The following is a 17,910-nucleotide window of genomic DNA, read 5'->3' as shown; positions in this document are numbered from 1 at the left end:
CGAATCCATAACGATCATAAATTTCATGGATGAACCGATCGCTTCGCGCGGATGACATCAGCCGATTCGAAAATTAGTTGATTCCCTGAACGATGACGTCTGGTATACTGGATTTGGTTAAACTTGGGGAACTGCCCGTTATTCGAAACGATCGAACAGAGGTGAGACTTTGGCGTTTACACAACTAAACGGGAAAAGGGTTTCGCTGCTGCCGTTGCTGAAGGAGCATGCCGAGCCGCTGTTTTCTTGCTCGTCCGACCCTGCTATATGGTCGAATTATCCGATGGTGATCCGTTCTCTTCAGGAAATGGAGAGGTTTGTCGAAGCCGCCTTAAACAGCAGAAGCGAAGGCGATCAATACCCTTATGCCGTGTTCGACAACGAACTGAACAAAATAGTCGGCACGACCCGCTATTTGCGAATATCGGAGCGGCATCGGAACCTTAATATCGGTTCCACTTGGTATACGCCCGAAGTATGGCGGACGAGGGTCAACACGGAATGCAAATTTTTGCTGCTGCAATTTGCCTTCGAGCAGTGGGAGGCGGTGCGCGTGGAATTGATAACGACCCCGGACAATGTCCGTTCGCAAAAAGCGATTGAGCGGTTAGGCGCGGTGAAAGAAGGATTGTTCAGAAAAAAATACAATCAAAGAAATTACGTCGTTTATAGTATAACCGACGAGGAATGGCCGGCCGCGAAGGACAGGCTCGCCGGTTTTCTAAATCGTTAGAATCGAAGCGGAGGCGGGATGGACATGCAATTGAAATGGCTGGAGTGGGCCAAGCAAATTCAAGCGATCAGCCAAGCGGGATTGGCGTATTCGAAGGACATTTACGATTTGGAACGGTTCGAGCAGCTTCGGCAATTAAGCATCGAGATCATGAACGAATACACGGAAGTCGAGACGGACAAGGTCAAACGGCTGTTCGCCGGCGAAACCGGCTATGCGACGCCGAAAGTAGACGTCAGAGGCGTCGTTTTCAAGGACGGCAAGCTGCTGCTCGTGAAGGAGCGCATCGACGGCGCCTGGGCGCTGCCCGGCGGGTGGGCGGACGTCGGATTATCGCCGAAGGAGGTCGTCAGGAAGGAAGTGAAGGAGGAGGCGGGTCTCGATGTGCTGCCGGAGCGCCTTCTTGGCGTGCTGGACAAGAAGTTCCACGACCATCCGCCTTCCCCTTGGCACACCTACAAAATATTCGTATTGTGCGAGATCGAAGGCGGACAATTAGCCGCCGGCATGGAGACGCTAGGGGCCGATTTTTTTGACGAAACAAGTCTGCCGGAACTATCGGTCGAGAGGAATACGGAAGCGCAACTGAAGTGGCTGTTCGACATTCGGAAGGGCTTATCGCCCGACGTGCGGCTGGATTAGGGAGACGTATCTCATGCATGATTACTCGCGTCTTCGTCCGGTCAAGCGTTCAAGGATTCGTCTCGCCGCCGGGAAACGATGGTTCACGGCCAAACGCTACGCCAGATGGATATTTTCTCGCGGCGCAATCGCCAAGGAAAAATCGGATAAGAGCCTGCCTTGCCGGATTTTTGCGCATGCCACGCCGTTGTACCGCCAGCTTCGGGACGTCGAGCTATGGATGCATACGAATAAAACGGTTAATTTGAAGCTCGCGGCCGAGCGGCTGGACGGCCTTCTGCTGAAGCCGGGCGAGACGTTCTCCTATTGGCGGACGATCGGCAAGCCGACCAAGCGGAAAGGGTACGCGGACGGCATGGTTTTGTTCTACGGCAGCTACAAGGCGGGAATCGGCGGCGGCTTATGTCAAATGTCCAATTTGATTTATTGGATGGCGCTGCACACGCCCCTTCGCGTCACGGAGCGCCACCGGCACAGCTACGACGTGTTCCCGGATGCGGGGAGGACGCAGCCGTTCGGCAGCGGCGCGACATGCGCCTACAATTATCTCGATCTGCAAATTCATAATCCGACGGCGGACGCTTACCAGCTGCGGGTTCGCGTCACGGACAACGAGCTTGTCGGCGAATGGCGATCGACAGCGGAAGCTCGCCGCGTCTACGAGGTATACGAGAAGGATCACCGGATCGAGTCTTTGCCGTGGGGCGGCTATTTAAGAAGCAACCTCATTCACCGCTATGTGTACGGCTTGGAAGGAGAAGTCCTCTCGGACGAATACGTGACGGAAAACCGCGCGCTGATGATGTATTCCCCCTTGCTGGAGCCTACCCGGGAATAGGCTCGCTTCAATTGGGCGACCCTATTACCAACTTAATCGTTAGCAAGGGAGGGATAGGATGCTTCGCCATTTCGTCATGAAAGCCGTATTCGTCCTGCTGAGCTTGACGCATTCGGAAGCGATATCTTCGGAAGAGGCCGCTCTGATCGCAGAGCCTTCGTACGCGAAGTGGGGGAGGCTGGCGATGGAGGAGACCGCAAAGGCATACCAAGGCGCTTCGATCGTCGATTATAAATACGAAGGCCGGACGAAGCTCGAAGGCGGGCAAGCGGAGGAGAGGTTCGTTCTCCGGCTGCAGAAAGGATCGCGCGAATTCGGCATTCGTGTTAGCCTAAAGGTGAATGCGGACACCGATCGTCTTGTTCAGGTTCGAATGATGGAGCTCGCTCCGTGAAGTTGAAACTCGGCAGCCGGGATCGGCGTACTACAATCATGATCAAAATACGCGCTTAGGAAAGCGAAAGGGGTTTATGCTATGCTGATTACGACAACGCCGACGATCGAAGGCAGACCGATTCAGGAATATATAGGCGTCGTAACGGGCGAAGCCATCATGGGCGCCAACGTCGTCCGGGATTTCTTCGCGTCGATTACCGATATCGTGGGCGGCCGGTCCGGCGCATACGAAGACAAGCTGAAGGAAGCGCGGGACGTCGCGATCGAGGAGATGAAAAACCAGGCGTCAAGGCTCGGCGCGAACGCGATCGTCGCGATCGACATCGATTACGAGGTCGTGCGGGAGGGCATGCTGATGGTTGCCGTTAGCGGAACGGCCGTCCGTTATTAATCAGGCTTGAAGGGGATTGGTATCATGTATCCGGAATTATCGACGGCCGAGCTTGAAACTAGGCTGAAGGAAGGCGAAACGGTCAATCTCGTGGACGTACGCGAGACCGACGAATGGGAGGCCGGCCATATCAAGGAAGCGCGCAGCATACCGCTGTCCGAGCTTCTAGAGCGGCTTGGCGAGCTTCGGCAGGGCGATCGGGAGATCGTGCTCATCTGCCGCAGCGGCGGAAGAAGCGGAAGGGCATGCGACTATTTGCACGCCCAAGGCTACAACGTCGTCAACGTGACCGGCGGCATGCTGGCTTGGTCCGGCGACGTCGCGTACGGCGAATAGCCGCAGTTTCAACCGCCAATATTCGATGAATTGTAAGGAGCTGTCTCCATCGGTCATGAGGTGACCTGGAGTCGGCTCCTTTTTCTCGTAGACGTAGTATCCCCGCTATCGCTTGCTCGTCTTCATTTCGCGTCTTATCCTTATGGGCACCCACTTTCGTCCTCCTAATTTTCCGTTCAGATAGAGATGTTGCTTGAAGCTGCAGCGCTTCATATTCGACGGACGGTACTAAGGGAATTTGGTACTATCTACTTTTAGGACCTGATGCTATATTAGAACCAACAGCGCGGAACGCCAGTCGCGCACGATTCGATTTCAGGCAACGAAGAGGTGGTTACCGTGGAAAAGAATAGCCTAACGCAAAATCCGGAGGAGAGCATCTACATCCTGCTGACGGATACCGGCACGCTGTTCACGCGAATGATCAAAGCCTTTACGGGCGCACCGTACAATCACGCATCGATCGCCTTGGACGAGAGGCTTGAGCAATTATACAGCTTCGGGCGGAAGCGCCCGAACAACCCGCTGGCGGCGGGATTCGTCCGGGAATACGTAGAAGACGGCGTTTACCGGAAATTCCCGAACACGTCCTGCGCGCTGCTGCGGCTTCGGGTGACGAAGCGGCAGCGCGAGCGCGTGATCGGCTTCATACGCGATGTCGAGCGGAACAAGGAGAATTATCGTTACAATCTGCTGGGCGTATTGAGCGTGCTTCTGAACATTGATTATCGGCCCGAGCAAGCCTATTTCTGTTCCCAATTCGTGGCCGAAGCAATAAACGGCGGCGGCGTATCGCTCTGGAACCGTCCGTCTGCCCGGGTGACGCCGAACGACTTCAGAGTGCATCCCTCGATCGAGACGATTTACGAAGGACCGCTTTATGCCTATCCGCCGCTGAACATCAATTTCCGCCGGACGCTGGCCGCATCGCCTATAGTCGCGCTCGCCCGGAAGCGGGCGTAGCGTCGTCGGCCGGCGGTCCCACTGTCTATTGGACTTTGGTCTGGCCAGACGTCCTTCCTACGGCCATTCGGGTTTCATTCCCGCGTCGGTGACGGGGAACCATATCGTTCCTGTAAAGTGAATGTATCGAAACTTTACAGGACAGGTGATGAACAATGATGAAAAGCAGCAGCATGATTCCGGACAGAAGGGCAAAGCTCTTTGAAGGGGAAGGATGGCTCGTTGCGGCAGGCTTGCTCGGTTTTTTGCTCGCGGCGATCTGCGGCATATACGTGCTTGTGAACGGGGGAGCGGTCGCTCCGGAAGGCGACGTATCCAAAGCGTTTTCCTTCAACGCCGCGCTGGGCATGTTCCTGATCTCGACGGCGGCGATCGTGCCGCTGTCCGCCATGGGCAAGAAGAGCAGAGCCTTCTTCCGCTGGTCCTATATCGTGCTCGCCCTCTATTCTTACTTCGCCGAGAACGTGCAAAATTTCAGGGGCGTCGATCCCCGCTTCGTCGAGAACGGTTCCGCGTTCGACTATGCCGTCGGCAACGCATTCGCATTCGTTGCCTTTATGCTCGTCTTGTATTATCTCGTTTTCGCGGTTCTCTTCTTCCGCTCGAGAGCATTCCGCCTTCGGCCCGGAATGGTTGTGGCCATCCGCTATTCGATGATTGCCGTCATGCTGTCGTTCGCCGCGGGCATTTGGATTTCGGTCGGGCAAAGCCGGTTCACCGGGATGGACGGCAATATCATTTGGCTGCACGGCCTCGGCTTCCATGCTCTTCAAGCCGTGCCGCTCGTCGCATGGCTGGCGGAGCGTTCCTCGCCGGGCGGAACGGCGCGCCGAAGCGCCATACATGTCGCCGGCATCGGTTATTTGGCCGGAGTGATCGCCATAGGCTGGCAAACGTACTTGGGCAAAACCGTATTCGAATGGTCTGCGCTTCCGATCGCCGCCGCCGTCTGCTTCTTGATCTCCCTGGCTGCAGGGGCGTCGACGCTTCGCAAAGCTCCGTCGTCCGCGGGCTCGATGCCGCTTGCGAAATAATGGAGGCGGGCAACGATAAGGCGAACGCGCCCTTGACAATCGCCGAGTGTTTGCGGTATAACTATTTTCAACTTCATTTACTGAATTTTCAAACAACAACATTGTCGATTGGGACAGTAGCCAAGGCGGATAGTCGCAGCGAGCCGGGTCAGTGGAAGCCGGTACGGACGTCTTGCGCGAAGCGGGCCCATGAAATGGTTTGCCGAACCGACTGATCCGAAGTAGGCGAATCCGGTCAACGACCGTTACGAAAAACGAGTGGTCTGGCTCCGTTCGAGAGTCCGGCACTTAGAGTGGCACCGCGGGAACTACGGCTCTCGTCTCTTTGATTAAGAGACGGGAGCTTTTTTATTTGACCTGAAGGAGGGACGGCCATGATCGGCAATCGGATTACGGCAGCGATCGAAGAGGCGTTGGAGCAATTATTGAAGGAAGGAGGCCGGGAGCGGCCGGCGCAGCTCAAAGTCGCGCTGGAGCATCCCGTAAGCCTCGAGCACGGGGATTACAGCTGCGGCGTCGCGATGCCGCTCGCGAGGACGCTTAGGCGCGCTCCGCTGCAGCTTGCGAACGAACTGCGGGAGAAGCTGCTTAACATCCCGGACCTCGGCGCCGTTGTTAGCCGAATCGAGGCGGTCCCGCCCGGCTACCTTAACTTTTTTCTGGATTGGCCGAAGTGGGCGGTGCGGCAGGCGGAAGCCGGCCGTGCCGCAGAGGTCAAAGGACGGGCCGAGAAGGTCGTGATCGAGCATACGTCGATCAATCCGAACAAGTCGGCGCATATCGGCCATTTACGCAACTCATGCATCGGCGACACGCTGGCGAGAATGCTTGCCGGCGAAGGTTATCAAGTCGAGGTCCACAACTATATCGACGATCTCGGCAATCAGCTGGCCGATACGGTGGTCGGGATTTTGCATACGGAGACGGAGCGGCCGCATGTCCGGTTCGGCGATTTTTGCTGGGAGACGTATGCTCGCGTCAACCGGGCCTACAAGGAGAATCCCGGGCTTCTGCAGGAGCGGACGAAGGTGCTGAAGGGGCTCGAGGAGGGTCATTCCTCAATCGCTTGGCTTGGATTATTGACGGCCGAGCGGATCGTACGCGAGCATGTCGAGGAAATGAAACAATTCGGCATCGCCTACGACGTGCTCGTATGGGAGAGCGGCATCGTCAGGGAGGGCTTCTGGTCAAGCGCCTTCGATCTGCTGCGCAATACGCCGGTGTTCGAACGGGTCGCGTCCGGCAAGCTGCAGGGCTGCTGGGTGCTGCGGCAGGCCGCCCTGGACGGAGGTGAAGCGGATGAGGATGGCGATTATCAGGCCGACAAGGTACTCGTACGGTCGAACGGGATATTAACCTATACGGCGAAGGATATCGCTTACCACCTGTGGAAATTCGGCCTGCTCGGCCAAGATTTCCGCTACCGCAAGTTCGCGGACCGACTCTGGACGACGCATCCGGGAGGCGCGAAGAAAAAGTTCGGCCATGCGGACCGAGTCATCAATGTCATCGATCAGAGACAGCATTATCCGCAGGAGGTCGTCAAGCAGGCGCTGAGGGCTTTGGGCTACGCCGAACAAGCGGACCGCCTCAGCCACGTCGGCTATGGCGTCGTGTCGCTAAGTCCTGATACGGCAAAAGGGCTGGGCATCGATACATCGGACGGCAAACATGCCTACGCGATGTCGGGGAGGCAAGGCATCGGCATTAAAATAGCGGAGCTGCTGGACCGGATGGAACAGACGATCGACCGCAAGCGGTCCCGCAAAGCCGGGCTGTCCAGCCGGGCCATTGCGGCGGCTTCGATCCGGTATTATTTGCTGCGGTTCTATTTGCAGACGGAGATCGTCTTCGACCTGGAGCAAGCGACGGAAATTTCGGGCAATACCGGCGTTTACTTGCTCTATGCTTACGCCCGCGCCTGCAGCGTAATCGACAAGGCGGGGGCGGAAGCCGCTCCCCCGCCGGAAGCCGCGGCCTTCGACGAGCTGGAGCAGCAGGAGCGCAGCCTGCTCAGAGAGCTTGCCTATTGGCCGGACGCCAAGCGGAACGCGGCGAAGGAGCTTGCCCCGAATCAGCTGTGCGCGTACGTCCACGGTTTGTCTTCGAAGTTCAATCATTTTTACGCCTCATGCCCGGTTCTGAAAGCAGACCGATCGCGGCGCGATTTCCGTCTCTGGCTTACCGGACGGTACAGGGACGCGATGCGGGAAGCGCTCGGGCTTCTCGGCCTCCCGGCACCGAGGAGGATGTAGCCGCATATTCCATTCATGCAATCGGACGGCCTGTCATATAGTTTAACGCAGAGGTACAGGCATTAGGCGGCGATGAACGGAAGGAGGCTGCATGGATTGGAACGCGATGCGGCAACGAAGGAAACCGAAGACAGCGTAACGATAGATTTTGCGGTGCAGGGCATGAGCTGCTCGGCGTGCGCGGCCCGCATCGAGAAGGCTGTCGGCCGGATGGAGGGTGTGCAGATGACGGCCGTCAGCTTCCCGCTGCGCACGGCGTGGGTGCAGTATTCGCCGAGGCTGTTAGACCCGAAGCGGATCGCGGAGCGCGTCAAGCAGCTTGGCTTTGTCGCGCTGCTGAACGAGAACGCCCGCGACGGCTTGCATAAGGAGCATAACACGCTTGTGCTGCGTCTCGCGGCATCGGCGCTGCTGACGCTGCCGCTGCTCGCCGGGATGGCGCAGCATATTCCGCTCCTTCGGCCGCTGCTAGCTTTGCTGCCGGCTTGGGTCATGATGCCCTGGCTGCAGCTGGCGCTGGCGACCGTCATTCAGTTCGTGATCGGGATGCCGTTTTATTTCGGCGCCTATCACGCAATCCGGCAGCGGAGCGCGAACATGGACGTACTCGTCGCGCTCGGGACGACGGCCGCCTATTTGTACAGCCACCATGCGGTGTTTCAAAACGGGCTGTTCGCGCCGCTCGCCTCGGCGAATGCCCACGCGCCTCCGCTTTACTTCGAGACATCGGCGGTCGTCATTACGGCCGTGCTCGTCGGCAAATATATCGAAACGGCCGCTTCGCTGCGGGCGCAGGACGGAGCGGGCGGCTACGCTACGCTGAAGAACGCGACGGCGGCGGTCGAACGCGGCGGAGAAATCGTCCGCGTGCAGACGGAATTCGTAAAGGCGGGCGAGATGGTAATCGTCGAAGCGGGCGAGGTCGTTCCCGTCGACGGCATCGTCGCCTACGGTGCGTCGGCGGCCGACGAATCGCTGCTGACGGGGGAGAGCCTGCCGGTCGCGAAGAAGGAAGGCGACCCGGTATGGGCGGGAACCCGGAGCGAGAGCGGCCGGCTGCGCATCCGGACGAAGGCTGCGGGACACGACACGATGCTGAATCGGATCGGGGAGCTGGTCAGGCAGGCGCAGCGCTCGAAATCGGCGATTCAGCGCAACGTCGACGCGGCGGCCGGATGGTTCGTGCCCGTCATGCTCTTGTTCGCGCTGGCAACTCTCGTGCTGTGGGTCGCGGTGCTCGACCCGGGCAACTGGACCAAAGCGTCCGTCAGCGCGATCGCCGTCCTCCTTGCGGCCTGCCCGTGCGCGCTCGGCCTGGCGGCCCCGATCTCGATCGTCATCGCTTCCGGCAGACTGGCGAGACAGGGCATTATTTCGAAGGAAGCCGGCGCGCTGGAGCGGATGGCGTCAATCCAGTCCGTCATATTCGACAAAACGGGGACGCTGACCGAAGGGAAGCCGCGCATTAGCGCCATGCTCGCGGTTAAGGGCAGCCGAATGTCCGTGCTGCGACTGGCCGCGGCGGCGGAAGCGCAGTCGTCGCATCCGCTAGCGGCGGCGATCAAGCGCGAAGCCGCGGGGCTCGGCCTTGCCGTTCCGGAGGCGGAAGAGCTGTCGTTCACGCCGGGCGGCGGCGTCGAAGCGCTTATCGAGGGGCAGCGGTTCGCGGTCGGCAACGCGCGATTCGCGGACGTGAAAGGCTGGCGGCTCGGCCCGAAGGAGCGGGCATTCGCTGCCGGGCGCGAAGCCGCCGGGGAAACCGTGCTGTACGCCGCGCAAAACGGCGACTGCGCCGGCGTGATCGCATTCAGCGATACGGTCAAACCGAACGCGGGCAAGACGGTAAAGGCGCTGAGGCGACTCGGCGTAACGTCGCTGCTGGCGACGGGCGATCATGCTGCGCCGGCGAGAGCGGCGGCGAAGGCGGCGGGCATAGCGGAGGTGCACGCTTCGCTGCTTCCCGAGCAAAAAGTCGCGCTCGTTAAGGAGCTGCAGCGCAGAGGGAAACGCGTCGCGATGGCGGGCGACGGCTGGAACGACGCGCCGGCGCTCGCGACGGCCGACGTTGGGCTGGCGATGGGCGACGGAACGGATGCGGCGCTCGGCGCGGGCCACATGACGCTGCTGTTCTCGCGGCTGCAAGCGATTCCCGAAGCGATTCGCATCAGCCGGCTTACAATCCGCAACGTGCGACAGAACTTGACGTTCGCCTTCCTCTACAACGTCGTCATCATTCCGTTCGCGGCGCTTGGCATGCTGGAGCCGTGGATGGCGGGCACCGCGATGGCGCTGAGCTCCGTCTCGGTCGTCGGCAACGCTCTCCGGCTGACGGGCCGGCTGCGTCGGCAGGCAGGCGGCGGATGACGGTCACCTGGCAGCAGCTTGGCCTAGTCATGCTGACGGGCCTGTTCAGCGCCCCTCACTGCATCGGCATGTGCGGAGGGATCGTTTCGGCGGTTTCGCTGCAAGCCGCGGCGCCGGTCATGAAATCAACGCTGCTCTATAACGCGGGACGGATTCTATCTTATTCGCTCCTCGGCGGCGCGATGGGAGCGGTCGGCTCGTTCGTCGACGTCGCCGGCAGGCTGGCGGGCGTTCAAGGTTTGGCTTCGATCGTTGGCGGCTGCTTCTTGCTCCTGTGGCTGTGGCGCCGATTTCAACTGCCTTTCATGCATCGACTGTCGGCGATGCTGCACGGGCGGCTGTCGCGAGGCACCGGACGGGCAGGGCGCACGGAGGCGCTGCACGTCCTCGCGACGGGCTTGGCGTTCGGCTTCCTGCCCTGCGGCTTGACCTACGCGATGCAGATGACGGCAGCTTCGACCGGCAGCGCTGCGGAGGGAGCGCTTGTGATGGCTCTGTTCGGGCTGTCGACCTTTCCCGCGCTTGCTGCGGCCGCCCTGGTTGCCGCATTCGCCAATAAGCGCTGGCGTAATATCATGCGCAAGGCAGGCGCCGCGACGGCCGTCGCGGTCGGCGTGCTGTCGATCCTGCGAGGGCTGGCGGCCAACGGCATCATTCCGTCCGTTAATCCTTGGCTCTGGTAGCAACGTTAGCGGACGGCCTTCAGCAATCTGGAGACCGTATAGGTTTGACCGCCGCTCTCCAGCGTCGCCGTCGCTTTCCAGGTGCCGGCCATGAGCGGCACGCCGCTGCCCGCATAGGTGCCGGGGGCCACTTCGGTCATCGCGAAATCGACGTCGCCGCAAATCATGCCGAGCATATCCAGATTGACGGCCAGCTTGGCGCCATGCAGCGGTTTGCCGTCCGGCCCGGTGACGGTCACGGTGAACGCATTGTCGCGAAGCGCTTTGGCCGGGTAAGCGTCGATCGTCCAGACGAGCCGCCCGTGACCGAATTCGTGCTCCGTAACCGGCGGCGCCGCTTCCTCGGCGGATCCGGGCCACGAAAGCGCCAGGAGGATGGCGGCTATTCCGGCACCGACCGACAGCAAGAGCATGCGGACGGGAGCAAGCTTCGTTTTTTGCACAGACATGAATGATCCCTCCTTGGGTAGACGGTTGCGCATGATGTTACCTATGCGGCAGGCAAGCACAGCAGAACGTTTATTTTCCTCTCGCGAGAGCCGGATACAGTGGACAAATGAGCGGGCACGGTGTATAGTTACTAACGAATAATTGCATAGGCAAATAAACAGGTGCCGATACGTATGGCGCGGGCAAGGCAAGATTAGCTGTCCGGTCGCGTAGAGGCTTAAAAGGGAAGACCGGTGCAATTCCGGCACGGACCCGCCACTGTAATGAACGGCAGCGCGAGACGAAGCGTCTAAGCGGCTGCAATCGCGTCGATATAAGGTCACTGGGGAGAGAATCCCCGGGAAGACGTCGGACGCGAGTTCCAAGTCAGGAGACCTGCCCGTTTATGGAACGCTTGAACCTACGTGGACTTAGGGAGGTGTTGGAGAAGCTTTTCGCTTAGCCTTGTTTTTTGAGGCGTCTGACGGCATTTCTGGCACAATGGCCAGGGATGCTTTTTTGGTTTGCGCGACATTACGAATTGGGAGTGTAGAGACAAATGATCGGATCGAACAACAAAATAACTAAAGCTTTAGTCGGCATGCTTTTGATGCTGATGCTTGCCTTCACGGCGGCATGCGGGGCAACGAACGACGCGGTCAACGAGCCGAGCGCCCCGGCGGCGAATACGGAGCAGAACGCATCGAACGCGCCTGCGGAAACGTCGGACGCTTCCGTCTATCCGCTTACGCTGAAAGACGAGACGGGAACCGACGTTACGTTCGAGCAGGCGCCGGCCAAAGTCGTTACGCTTGTGCCGAGCGAGACGGAGGCCATCTACGCGATCGGCGGGGGCGATGCGGTCGTCGGCGTCGACGAATGGAGCAACTATCCGGAAGAAGCGCTGTCGAAGCCGAAGGTCGGCGACATGACGACCAATATCGAAGCGGTCGCGGCGCTCGATCCGGACCTCGTCCTCGCCTCTTCTTCGATGAATACGGAAGCGATCGAGAAGCTTCGCGAGCTGGACATTACGGTATTCGCCTCCGATCCGAAGACGTACGACGCGGTAGTTGCCAAACTCGAGAATCTTGGTAAAATTATGGATAAACAAGCCGAAGCGGCCGCGGTCGCGAATCGGATGCGCGAAGTGAAGCAGCAAGTGACGGATGCCGTGAAGGACGCCGAGAAGAAAACCGTGTACATGGAGTTTTCCCCCGGCTGGACGGTCGGCTCCGGCACGTTCCTCGACGAGCTGATCGCGATCGCGGGCGGCACGAACATCGCCGCCGGCAAGCCGGATTGGTACGAAGTGAGCGCCGAGGAAGTCGTAACCCAGAATCCGCAATTGATCATCTACCCTAAGATGGAGGAGGAGCCGAATCCGATTGTGGCCGGCATTGAGAGCCGTCCGGGTTGGAACGTCATCGATGCCGTGAAGAACAAGCAGCTACATGCCGTGGAGAACGACCCGCTCGTGCGCGTGGGGCCTCGCCTGGCGGACGGCCTGCTGGAAGTTGCCAAAGTGATCCACCCGGATCTCGTCAAATAAACGAATGAATGATAAAGGGTTAACGTACGGAGGAGCAGCTTTACTCCTTCTTGCTGTTTCTATCGTCGTAAGCCTGTCGATCGGCTCCGCGGGCATTTCGGTCTCGGACGTATGGGGCATTATGATCCATCAGCTCCCATGGTTCGCGGATGGCACGGCATCGTATACGGACGGGGAAATCGCGATCGTCACGCAGGTTCGGCTATCCCGCGTGCTGCTCGCGGTGCTTGTCGGCGCCTGCCTCGCGCTCGCCGGCACGGGCTTTCAAGGCGTGCTGCGCAACCCACTGGCGGATCCTTATACGTTAGGGGTCGCTTCCGGCTGTTCGGTCGGCGCCGCTTTCATTATTTTGTTCGGCTTGCAGACGGCGATCGGGATGTGGACGATCCCGCTCGTCGCGTTCGCGACGGGAGCGGCGACGCTATTGATCGTCTTCTGGCTGTCCCGCAGCAACGGCGCCATGCAGATCGAAACGCTCATTTTGTCCGGCGTCATTCTTCAGGCTTTTTTGGGCGCGTTCGTGTCGTTCATGGTGTCCATGTCGCAGGGGGTCGTCAACCAGATTCTGTTCTGGCTGATGGGCTCGCTCGCGCTGCGCAGCTGGGACAATCTGTATATCCTGCTGCCCTTCCTTGCGTTCGGACTCCCGATTCTGCTCCTGTACGGAAGGCCGCTTAATTTATTCGTCCTGGGCGAGCGACATGCGGCGCATCTCGGCATCCGCGTCGAGCGGACGAAGCTGGTCGTACTGGTCGCCTCGACGCTGCTTACGGCCGCGGCCGTTTCGGTATCTGGCGTCATCGGATTCGTCGGACTCGTCGTTCCGCATGTCATCCGGCTGATGGTCGGGCCCGACTACCGGCTTATCATTCCGCTCTCCGCGATCGGGGGCGGCATCTTCGTGCTCTGGGCGGATACGCTGGCGCGAATCGCGCTGTCGCCGAAGGAAATCCCGCTCGGCGTCGTCACCGCGCTCATCGGAGCGCCGTTCTTCGCTTATTTGCTTCACCGGCGCAAGCTGAAGCAAGGAGGTGCGGCATGATCGAAGCGAACGGCATCGTGCAGGAGGTCCAAGGCCGAACCGTGCTGAACGGGCTGAATTGCCGATTCGACATGGGCAAAATATACGGAATTATCGGGCCTAACGGCGTCGGCAAGTCGACCTTCCTTCAGCTGCTGTCGGGCGTCGAGCGGCCGAAGGCGGGGGACGTGCTGCTCGAAGGCCGAAGCATCTATGCCTACCCCCGCAAGCAGCTCGCCAGGCGGATGGCGGTGCTGCAGCAGAGCGGCCTTCCGCCTGTCGGCTTCTCGGTGCGCGAGGTGGTCGGCATGGGCAGGTATCCGTATCAAGGCTGGCTCGGAAGCGACTCGGACGATTCGGAAGCCGTCATCGACGAGGCGATCAAGGCGATGGGCTTGACGGAGCTCCGGCAGCGCAAGATGGATCAATTGAGCGGCGGCGAGAGGCAGCGCGTCGCGCTCGCGAAGCTTATGGCGCAGCAGCCGTCGATCATTCTTCTCGACGAGCCGACGACTTATCTCGATATCGGCTTCCAGGTGCAGCTGCTCGATACGGTTCGCGCCTGGCAGAGGGAGCGGAATTTGACGGTTATCGCCGTCCTGCACGACCTTAATCTGGCGTCGCTCTACTGCGACGAGCTGATTGTGCTGCACCGCGGCGCGATTGCCGCGGCCGGCGCAGCGCGAGACGTGCTGACCGCCGAGTTAATCGGGCGGGTCTACGAGACGACGGCGTCGATCGTCGCTCACCCGCTGACGGGCGCGCCGCAAATTATGCTGCAGCCCTCATCCTATAGGGATGACGGGCGCTAAGGGAGACAGAGCATGGGAATGGAATCGGAATTAGTTAAGAAGCTGACGGAAACGGCAAGCCGAATCAAGCCGTTCGACGAAGAGGCGGCGCTTCGCGCGGATCGCCATTCGGACGGGCTCACGAAGCCGCCGGGCAGCCTCGGCAAGCTGGAAGCCGTCGCGAGGCAGCTGGCCGGCATTACCGGCGAGCTGTGGCCGGATCTGTCGCGCAAAGCCGTGATCGTCATGGCCGGGGATCACGGCGTATGCGAGGAAGGCGTCAGCGCCTTCCCGCAGGCGGTGACGCCTCAGATGGTCATGAACTTCCTGCAGGGCGGCGCCGCCGTCAATGTGCTTGCCCGCCAAGCGGGGGCCGATGTCGTATGCGTCGACGTCGGCGTGAACGCGGATTTGGCGCATGAGAGGCTGATCAGCCGAAAAGTCGTGCACGGAACGGCCAACATGGCGAAGGGGCCGGCGATGTCGCGCGAGGAGGCGCTGCGCGCCGTCCTTGCCGGGATCGAGGTCGCGGAGGAGCAAGCGAAGAACGGCATCCGGCTGTTCGCTACGGGCGAAATGGGGATCGGCAATACGACGGCAAGCGCCGTGCTTGCGACCGTGCTGACGGGCATGCCGGCGGAGGAGTCCGTCGGACGGGGAACGGGAATCGACGACGAAGCTTGGCTGAAGAAGGTCGCCGTCGTGAAGCGGGCGATCGAAGCGAACGCCCCGGACGCCGCCGATCCGATCGATGCGCTGGCGAAGGTGGGCGGGGCGGAAATTGCCGGGCTTGTCGGCGTGATCATCGGCGCGGCGGCATGCGGCTGCCCGGTCGTGATCGACGGCTACATCTCGTCCGCGGCCGCGCTCGTCGCGTCGAGAATCGCGGAGCGGGCGAAGCCGTACATGCTCGCATCGCATTTATCGCGGGAGCAGGGGCATTCGAAGCTGCTTGAAGCGATCGGCCTCTCCCCGATGATTCATCTCGAGATGCGGCTCGGGGAAGGCACCGGCGCCGTATTATGCTTTCATTTCATAGACGCGGCGCTGCTTCTGATGCAAGAGATGGCGACCTTCGAGAGCGCCGGCATTTCCAAAAGGTAGGTGAAGGCGATGGCCATTCTCGTAACCGGCGGCGCGCGCAGCGGCAAAAGCGCGTTCGCCGAGCAATATGCGATGCGAGCGGGCACTCGCGGCATTTACGTCGCGACTTGTCAACCCTACGATGAGGAAATGATCGATCGCATCGGCAAGCATCGGCTGGACCGCGACGGTTCGGGGTTTCCGTGGGTAACCGCGGAAGAGCCGTACGACGCGGCGGGACTGCTACATCGTCTTGGCGAGCAAGCGGCGCAGGACGCGAAGGACGGCATTGACTTGCCGGTCGTGCTGATCGATTGCTTGACGTTATGGTTGACGAATTGGCTGCTGCGCATCGAGCAGGATCCGCTCGGGCACGATCGGCTGGCGGAGGAGACGACCAAACTGCTGGACGCCGTTACGCATTTTCCCGGCAAGCTGATCATCGTGACGAACGAGGTGGGCGACGGGATCGTGCCGGCGTATCCGCTCGGGAGGCGATTCCGCGATGAAGCGGGACGATTGAATCAGCGTGCCGCCGCGATTTGCGACCGCGTCTTTCTCGTAACGGCGGGCATACCGGTCGAGCTGAAAGCATTGGCGTATCGCTGGGACGAGCCATCATGATGTTCTATTCGATGAAGGAGCTGCTGCCGCTGACCGCCGCCGCGATCGCGATCGATTGGGCCGTCGGCGATCCGAAATGGCCGACGCACCCCGTTATTTGGATCGGCCGGCTTATTCGCCTGCTGGAGCGGCTGCTCGCTCCCGAGAAGAGGAGCGGTCCGGCGGCGGTCCGGACGTTAGGCGTTCTGTTGACCGTCATTACGCTGACGATAAGCTGGGGCGTCATGTGGGCGGTCGTCTGGGCCGCGGATTACGTTCACGTCTGGCTTGGCTATGCGGCTAGCGCCTGGTTCATCTCGACGACGATCGCCGTCAAAGGGTTGAAGGATGCGGCTATGCTCGTCTACAACCCGCTCGCGGACGGAAGGCTCGGCGAAGCGCGCAAGTACGTCGGCTATATCGTCGGCCGGGATACGGACAAACTGGATGAGCGCGAAGCCGCGCGGGCCGCGATCGAGACGGTCGCCGAGAATACGGTCGACGCTCTAGTCTCGCCCGTCCTGTTCGCGCTGCTCGGCGGCGCGCCGCTGGCGATGCTGTACCGGGCGGCCAATACGCTCGATTCCATGGTCGGTTACCGCAACGACAAGTACCTGTATTTCGGCTGGTGCTCCGCCCGGACGGACGATGTGCTTAACTTTATTCCGGCGAGGCTTGCCGGCGCGATGCTTGCGACCGCGGCAGCCGCTCATCCGGGCATGCGCGCGGGACGCGCCGCGCGGGCGATTCTGGCTTTCGCGAGCCGGCACCCCAGCCCGAACAGCGGCATTCCGGAATCGGCGGTAGCCGGCGCGCTTGGCATCGAGCTAGGCGGGACAAACGTTTATTTCGGTATCGCGAGCGAGCGGGCGAGAATGGGTTGGCCGCTGCGCCGGCTTGAGCCGGTCGATATCGTGCGAACCGCCCGGCTGCTGTACGGCGTCAGCATCATTTTGTTCGCGGAGGTGATCGCCATATGGTTCGCCATGCGATAAAGCGGCATGCGCACGCATGCATCGCCGCCTTTCAGTTTTTGACTCGGCTTCCGATTCCGGTCGAAGTCCCGTTCGTTAACCGGGTGCTGACGCGAAGCGTCATCTACTTCCCGCTCGCAGGCGCGTTCATCGGCGCATGCGTTGCCGCCGCGGCATGGCTGCTGGGGCTTGTCGTGCCTGCCTGGCCCTCGGCCGTGATCCTGCTCGCGCTTTGGACGGCGCTGAGCGGCGGCCTTCATCTCGACGGCTGGATGGATACGGCCGACGGCGTACTGAGCCACCGCTCCCGCGAGCGGATGCTGGAAATCATGAAGGACAGCCGCGTAGGGGCGATGGGCGTTCTGGCGGCGGTCCTGCTTCTGCTGTTCAAAGCTTCCTTGCTCGCCGAGCTGCTTCGGGAAGAGCGCGGCGCCCTCGTGGCGGCGATGCTGATCGCAGGCCCGGCATGGGGCAGAGCCTGGATGGCGGCCGCCATCGCCGCATGGCCGAACGCGCGCAAGGGAGAAGGGATCGGCGCCATGTTCGAAGGGGTGAAATTCGCACAGGCGGCTGCCGCGTTCGCGATATCGCTCGGCGTGACGTGGATCGCGCTTGCGATCGCGGGATTGGACTGGCCGCATGCGACGGCCGCGGCATGCGGCGCGCTTGCGCTGACGCTGCTCGCCGGGGGATTGCCGGCGGCTTGGCTTAACCGCAAGCTAGGGGGCTTGACGGGCGATACGTACGGCGCGATGAACGAAACGGTCGAAGCGGTGCTGCTATTTACCGCGATGCTGTTTGTTCGGGCGCTATAGCATAGAA

The 17,910-nt window shown here is 60.7% G+C and carries 19 protein-coding genes, 1 riboswitch and 1 other annotated feature; of the genes, 18 read left to right on the top strand and 1 reads right to left on the bottom strand.

The annotated features are described in order from the left end of the window. The first annotated feature begins 169 nt into the window (after nt 1-169). The 11 genes from IDH41_RS21700 (at nt 170) to IDH41_RS21650 (ending at nt 10,635) form a co-directional block, all read left to right on the top strand. Nucleotides 170-733 carry a GNAT family N-acetyltransferase gene (locus tag IDH41_RS21700; protein WP_190864774.1) on the top strand — a complete coding sequence of 188 codons (564 nt, stop codon included), beginning with the start codon at nt 170-172 and terminating at the stop codon, nt 731-733. Nucleotides 734-757: 24 nt separating this feature from the next. Further along, nucleotides 758-1,375 (top strand): NUDIX hydrolase, encoded by a 618-nt coding sequence (locus IDH41_RS21695; protein WP_190864772.1) that lies wholly within the window; start codon nt 758-760, stop codon nt 1,373-1,375. Nucleotides 1,376-1,388: 13 nt separating this feature from the next. Then, nucleotides 1,389-2,213 (top strand): VanW family protein, encoded by an 825-nt coding sequence (locus tag IDH41_RS21690; protein ID WP_190864770.1) that lies wholly within the window; start codon nt 1,389-1,391, stop codon nt 2,211-2,213. 58 nt (nt 2,214-2,271) lie between these two features. Continuing rightward, the gene (locus IDH41_RS21685) at nt 2,272-2,607 is read left to right on the top strand and encodes a DUF3889 domain-containing protein (protein WP_190864768.1); all 336 of its coding nucleotides are present in this window, start codon (nt 2,272-2,274) and stop codon (nt 2,605-2,607) included. 81 nt (nt 2,608-2,688) lie between these two features. Further along, a complete protein-coding gene (locus IDH41_RS21680; protein WP_190864766.1) occupies nt 2,689-3,000 on the top strand; it encodes a YbjQ family protein in 312 nt (103 codons plus the stop codon). A gap of 24 nt (nt 3,001-3,024) precedes the next feature. Continuing rightward, a complete protein-coding gene (locus tag IDH41_RS21675) occupies nt 3,025-3,336 on the top strand; it encodes a rhodanese-like domain-containing protein (RefSeq protein ID WP_190864764.1) in 312 nt (103 codons plus the stop codon). Between the two features lie 339 nt (nt 3,337-3,675). Further along, nucleotides 3,676-4,299, top strand: coding sequence for a hypothetical protein (locus IDH41_RS21670; protein WP_317890792.1), 624 nt, complete (start codon nt 3,676-3,678; stop codon nt 4,297-4,299). A 158-nt stretch (nt 4,300-4,457) separates the two neighbouring features. Continuing rightward, nucleotides 4,458-5,333, top strand: coding sequence for a hypothetical protein (locus IDH41_RS21665; RefSeq protein WP_223829937.1), 876 nt, complete (start codon nt 4,458-4,460; stop codon nt 5,331-5,333). Nucleotides 5,334-5,428: 95 nt separating this feature from the next. Further along, nucleotides 5,429-5,661, top strand: a binding site (T-box leader). Between the two features lie 46 nt (nt 5,662-5,707). After that, complete coding sequence (locus tag IDH41_RS21660; RefSeq protein ID WP_190864758.1) at nt 5,708-7,588, top strand: arginine--tRNA ligase; 1,881 nt, start codon at nt 5,708-5,710, stop codon at nt 7,586-7,588. 96 nt (nt 7,589-7,684) lie between these two features. After that, nucleotides 7,685-9,952 (top strand): heavy metal translocating P-type ATPase, encoded by a 2,268-nt coding sequence (locus IDH41_RS21655; protein ID WP_190864756.1) that lies wholly within the window; start codon nt 7,685-7,687, stop codon nt 9,950-9,952. Continuing rightward, nucleotides 9,949-10,635, top strand: a complete 687-nt coding sequence (locus IDH41_RS21650) for a sulfite exporter TauE/SafE family protein (RefSeq protein WP_190864754.1) — start codon at nt 9,949-9,951, stop codon at nt 10,633-10,635. Before IDH41_RS21655 ends, IDH41_RS21650 begins: the two co-directional genes overlap by 4 nt. A gap of 5 nt (nt 10,636-10,640) precedes the next feature. Here IDH41_RS21650 and IDH41_RS21645 read toward each other — a convergent pair whose 3' ends face one another. Then, nucleotides 10,641-11,084: a FixH family protein gene (locus IDH41_RS21645; RefSeq protein WP_190864752.1), complete on the bottom strand. Its 444-nt coding sequence runs from the start codon at nt 11,082-11,084 to the stop codon at nt 10,641-10,643. 186 nt (nt 11,085-11,270) lie between these two features. Then, nucleotides 11,271-11,482: riboswitch (cobalamin riboswitch) on the top strand. Between the two features lie 141 nt (nt 11,483-11,623). Here IDH41_RS21645 and IDH41_RS21640 point away from each other — a divergent pair. The 7 genes from IDH41_RS21640 to cobS are packed head-to-tail and all read left to right on the top strand — an operon-like array spanning nt 11,624 to nt 17,903. Beyond that, nucleotides 11,624-12,616, top strand: coding sequence for an ABC transporter substrate-binding protein (locus tag IDH41_RS21640; protein WP_190864750.1), 993 nt, complete (start codon nt 11,624-11,626; stop codon nt 12,614-12,616). A 4-nt stretch (nt 12,617-12,620) separates the two neighbouring features. Then, complete coding sequence (locus tag IDH41_RS21635; protein ID WP_190864748.1) at nt 12,621-13,658, top strand: FecCD family ABC transporter permease; 1,038 nt, start codon at nt 12,621-12,623, stop codon at nt 13,656-13,658. Further along, on the top strand, nt 13,655-14,449 hold the full coding sequence (locus IDH41_RS21630) for an ABC transporter ATP-binding protein (RefSeq protein ID WP_190864746.1): 795 nt from the start codon (nt 13,655-13,657) through the stop codon (nt 14,447-14,449). Before IDH41_RS21635 ends, IDH41_RS21630 begins: the two co-directional genes overlap by 4 nt. Nucleotides 14,450-14,467: 18 nt before the next feature. After that, nucleotides 14,468-15,532 (top strand): nicotinate-nucleotide--dimethylbenzimidazole phosphoribosyltransferase, encoded by a 1,065-nt coding sequence (cobT, locus tag IDH41_RS21625; protein ID WP_190864810.1) that lies wholly within the window; start codon nt 14,468-14,470, stop codon nt 15,530-15,532. Between the two features lie 9 nt (nt 15,533-15,541). Next, on the top strand, nt 15,542-16,135 hold the full coding sequence (gene cobU, locus IDH41_RS21620; RefSeq protein ID WP_190864744.1) for a bifunctional adenosylcobinamide kinase/adenosylcobinamide-phosphate guanylyltransferase: 594 nt from the start codon (nt 15,542-15,544) through the stop codon (nt 16,133-16,135). Then, complete coding sequence (gene cbiB / locus IDH41_RS21615; RefSeq protein ID WP_190864742.1) at nt 16,132-17,109, top strand: adenosylcobinamide-phosphate synthase CbiB; 978 nt, start codon at nt 16,132-16,134, stop codon at nt 17,107-17,109. The genes cobU and cbiB overlap by 4 nt, the downstream gene beginning before the upstream one ends. After that, entirely contained in the window at nt 17,091-17,903 is an 813-nt protein-coding gene (cobS, locus tag IDH41_RS21610; RefSeq protein ID WP_190864740.1) for an adenosylcobinamide-GDP ribazoletransferase, read from the top strand. The genes cbiB and cobS overlap by 19 nt, the downstream gene beginning before the upstream one ends. Nucleotides 17,904-17,910: the final 7 nt, after the last annotated feature.

Origin of the sequence: Paenibacillus arenilitoris, from assembly GCF_014705655.1 — a bacterium.
In the GTDB taxonomy this organism is placed as follows: Bacteria; Bacillota; Bacilli; order Paenibacillales; family Paenibacillaceae; genus Pristimantibacillus; species Pristimantibacillus arenilitoris.
Note: the sequence above shows the minus strand (reverse complement) of the source record. Positions and strands in the feature narration are given on the sequence as shown.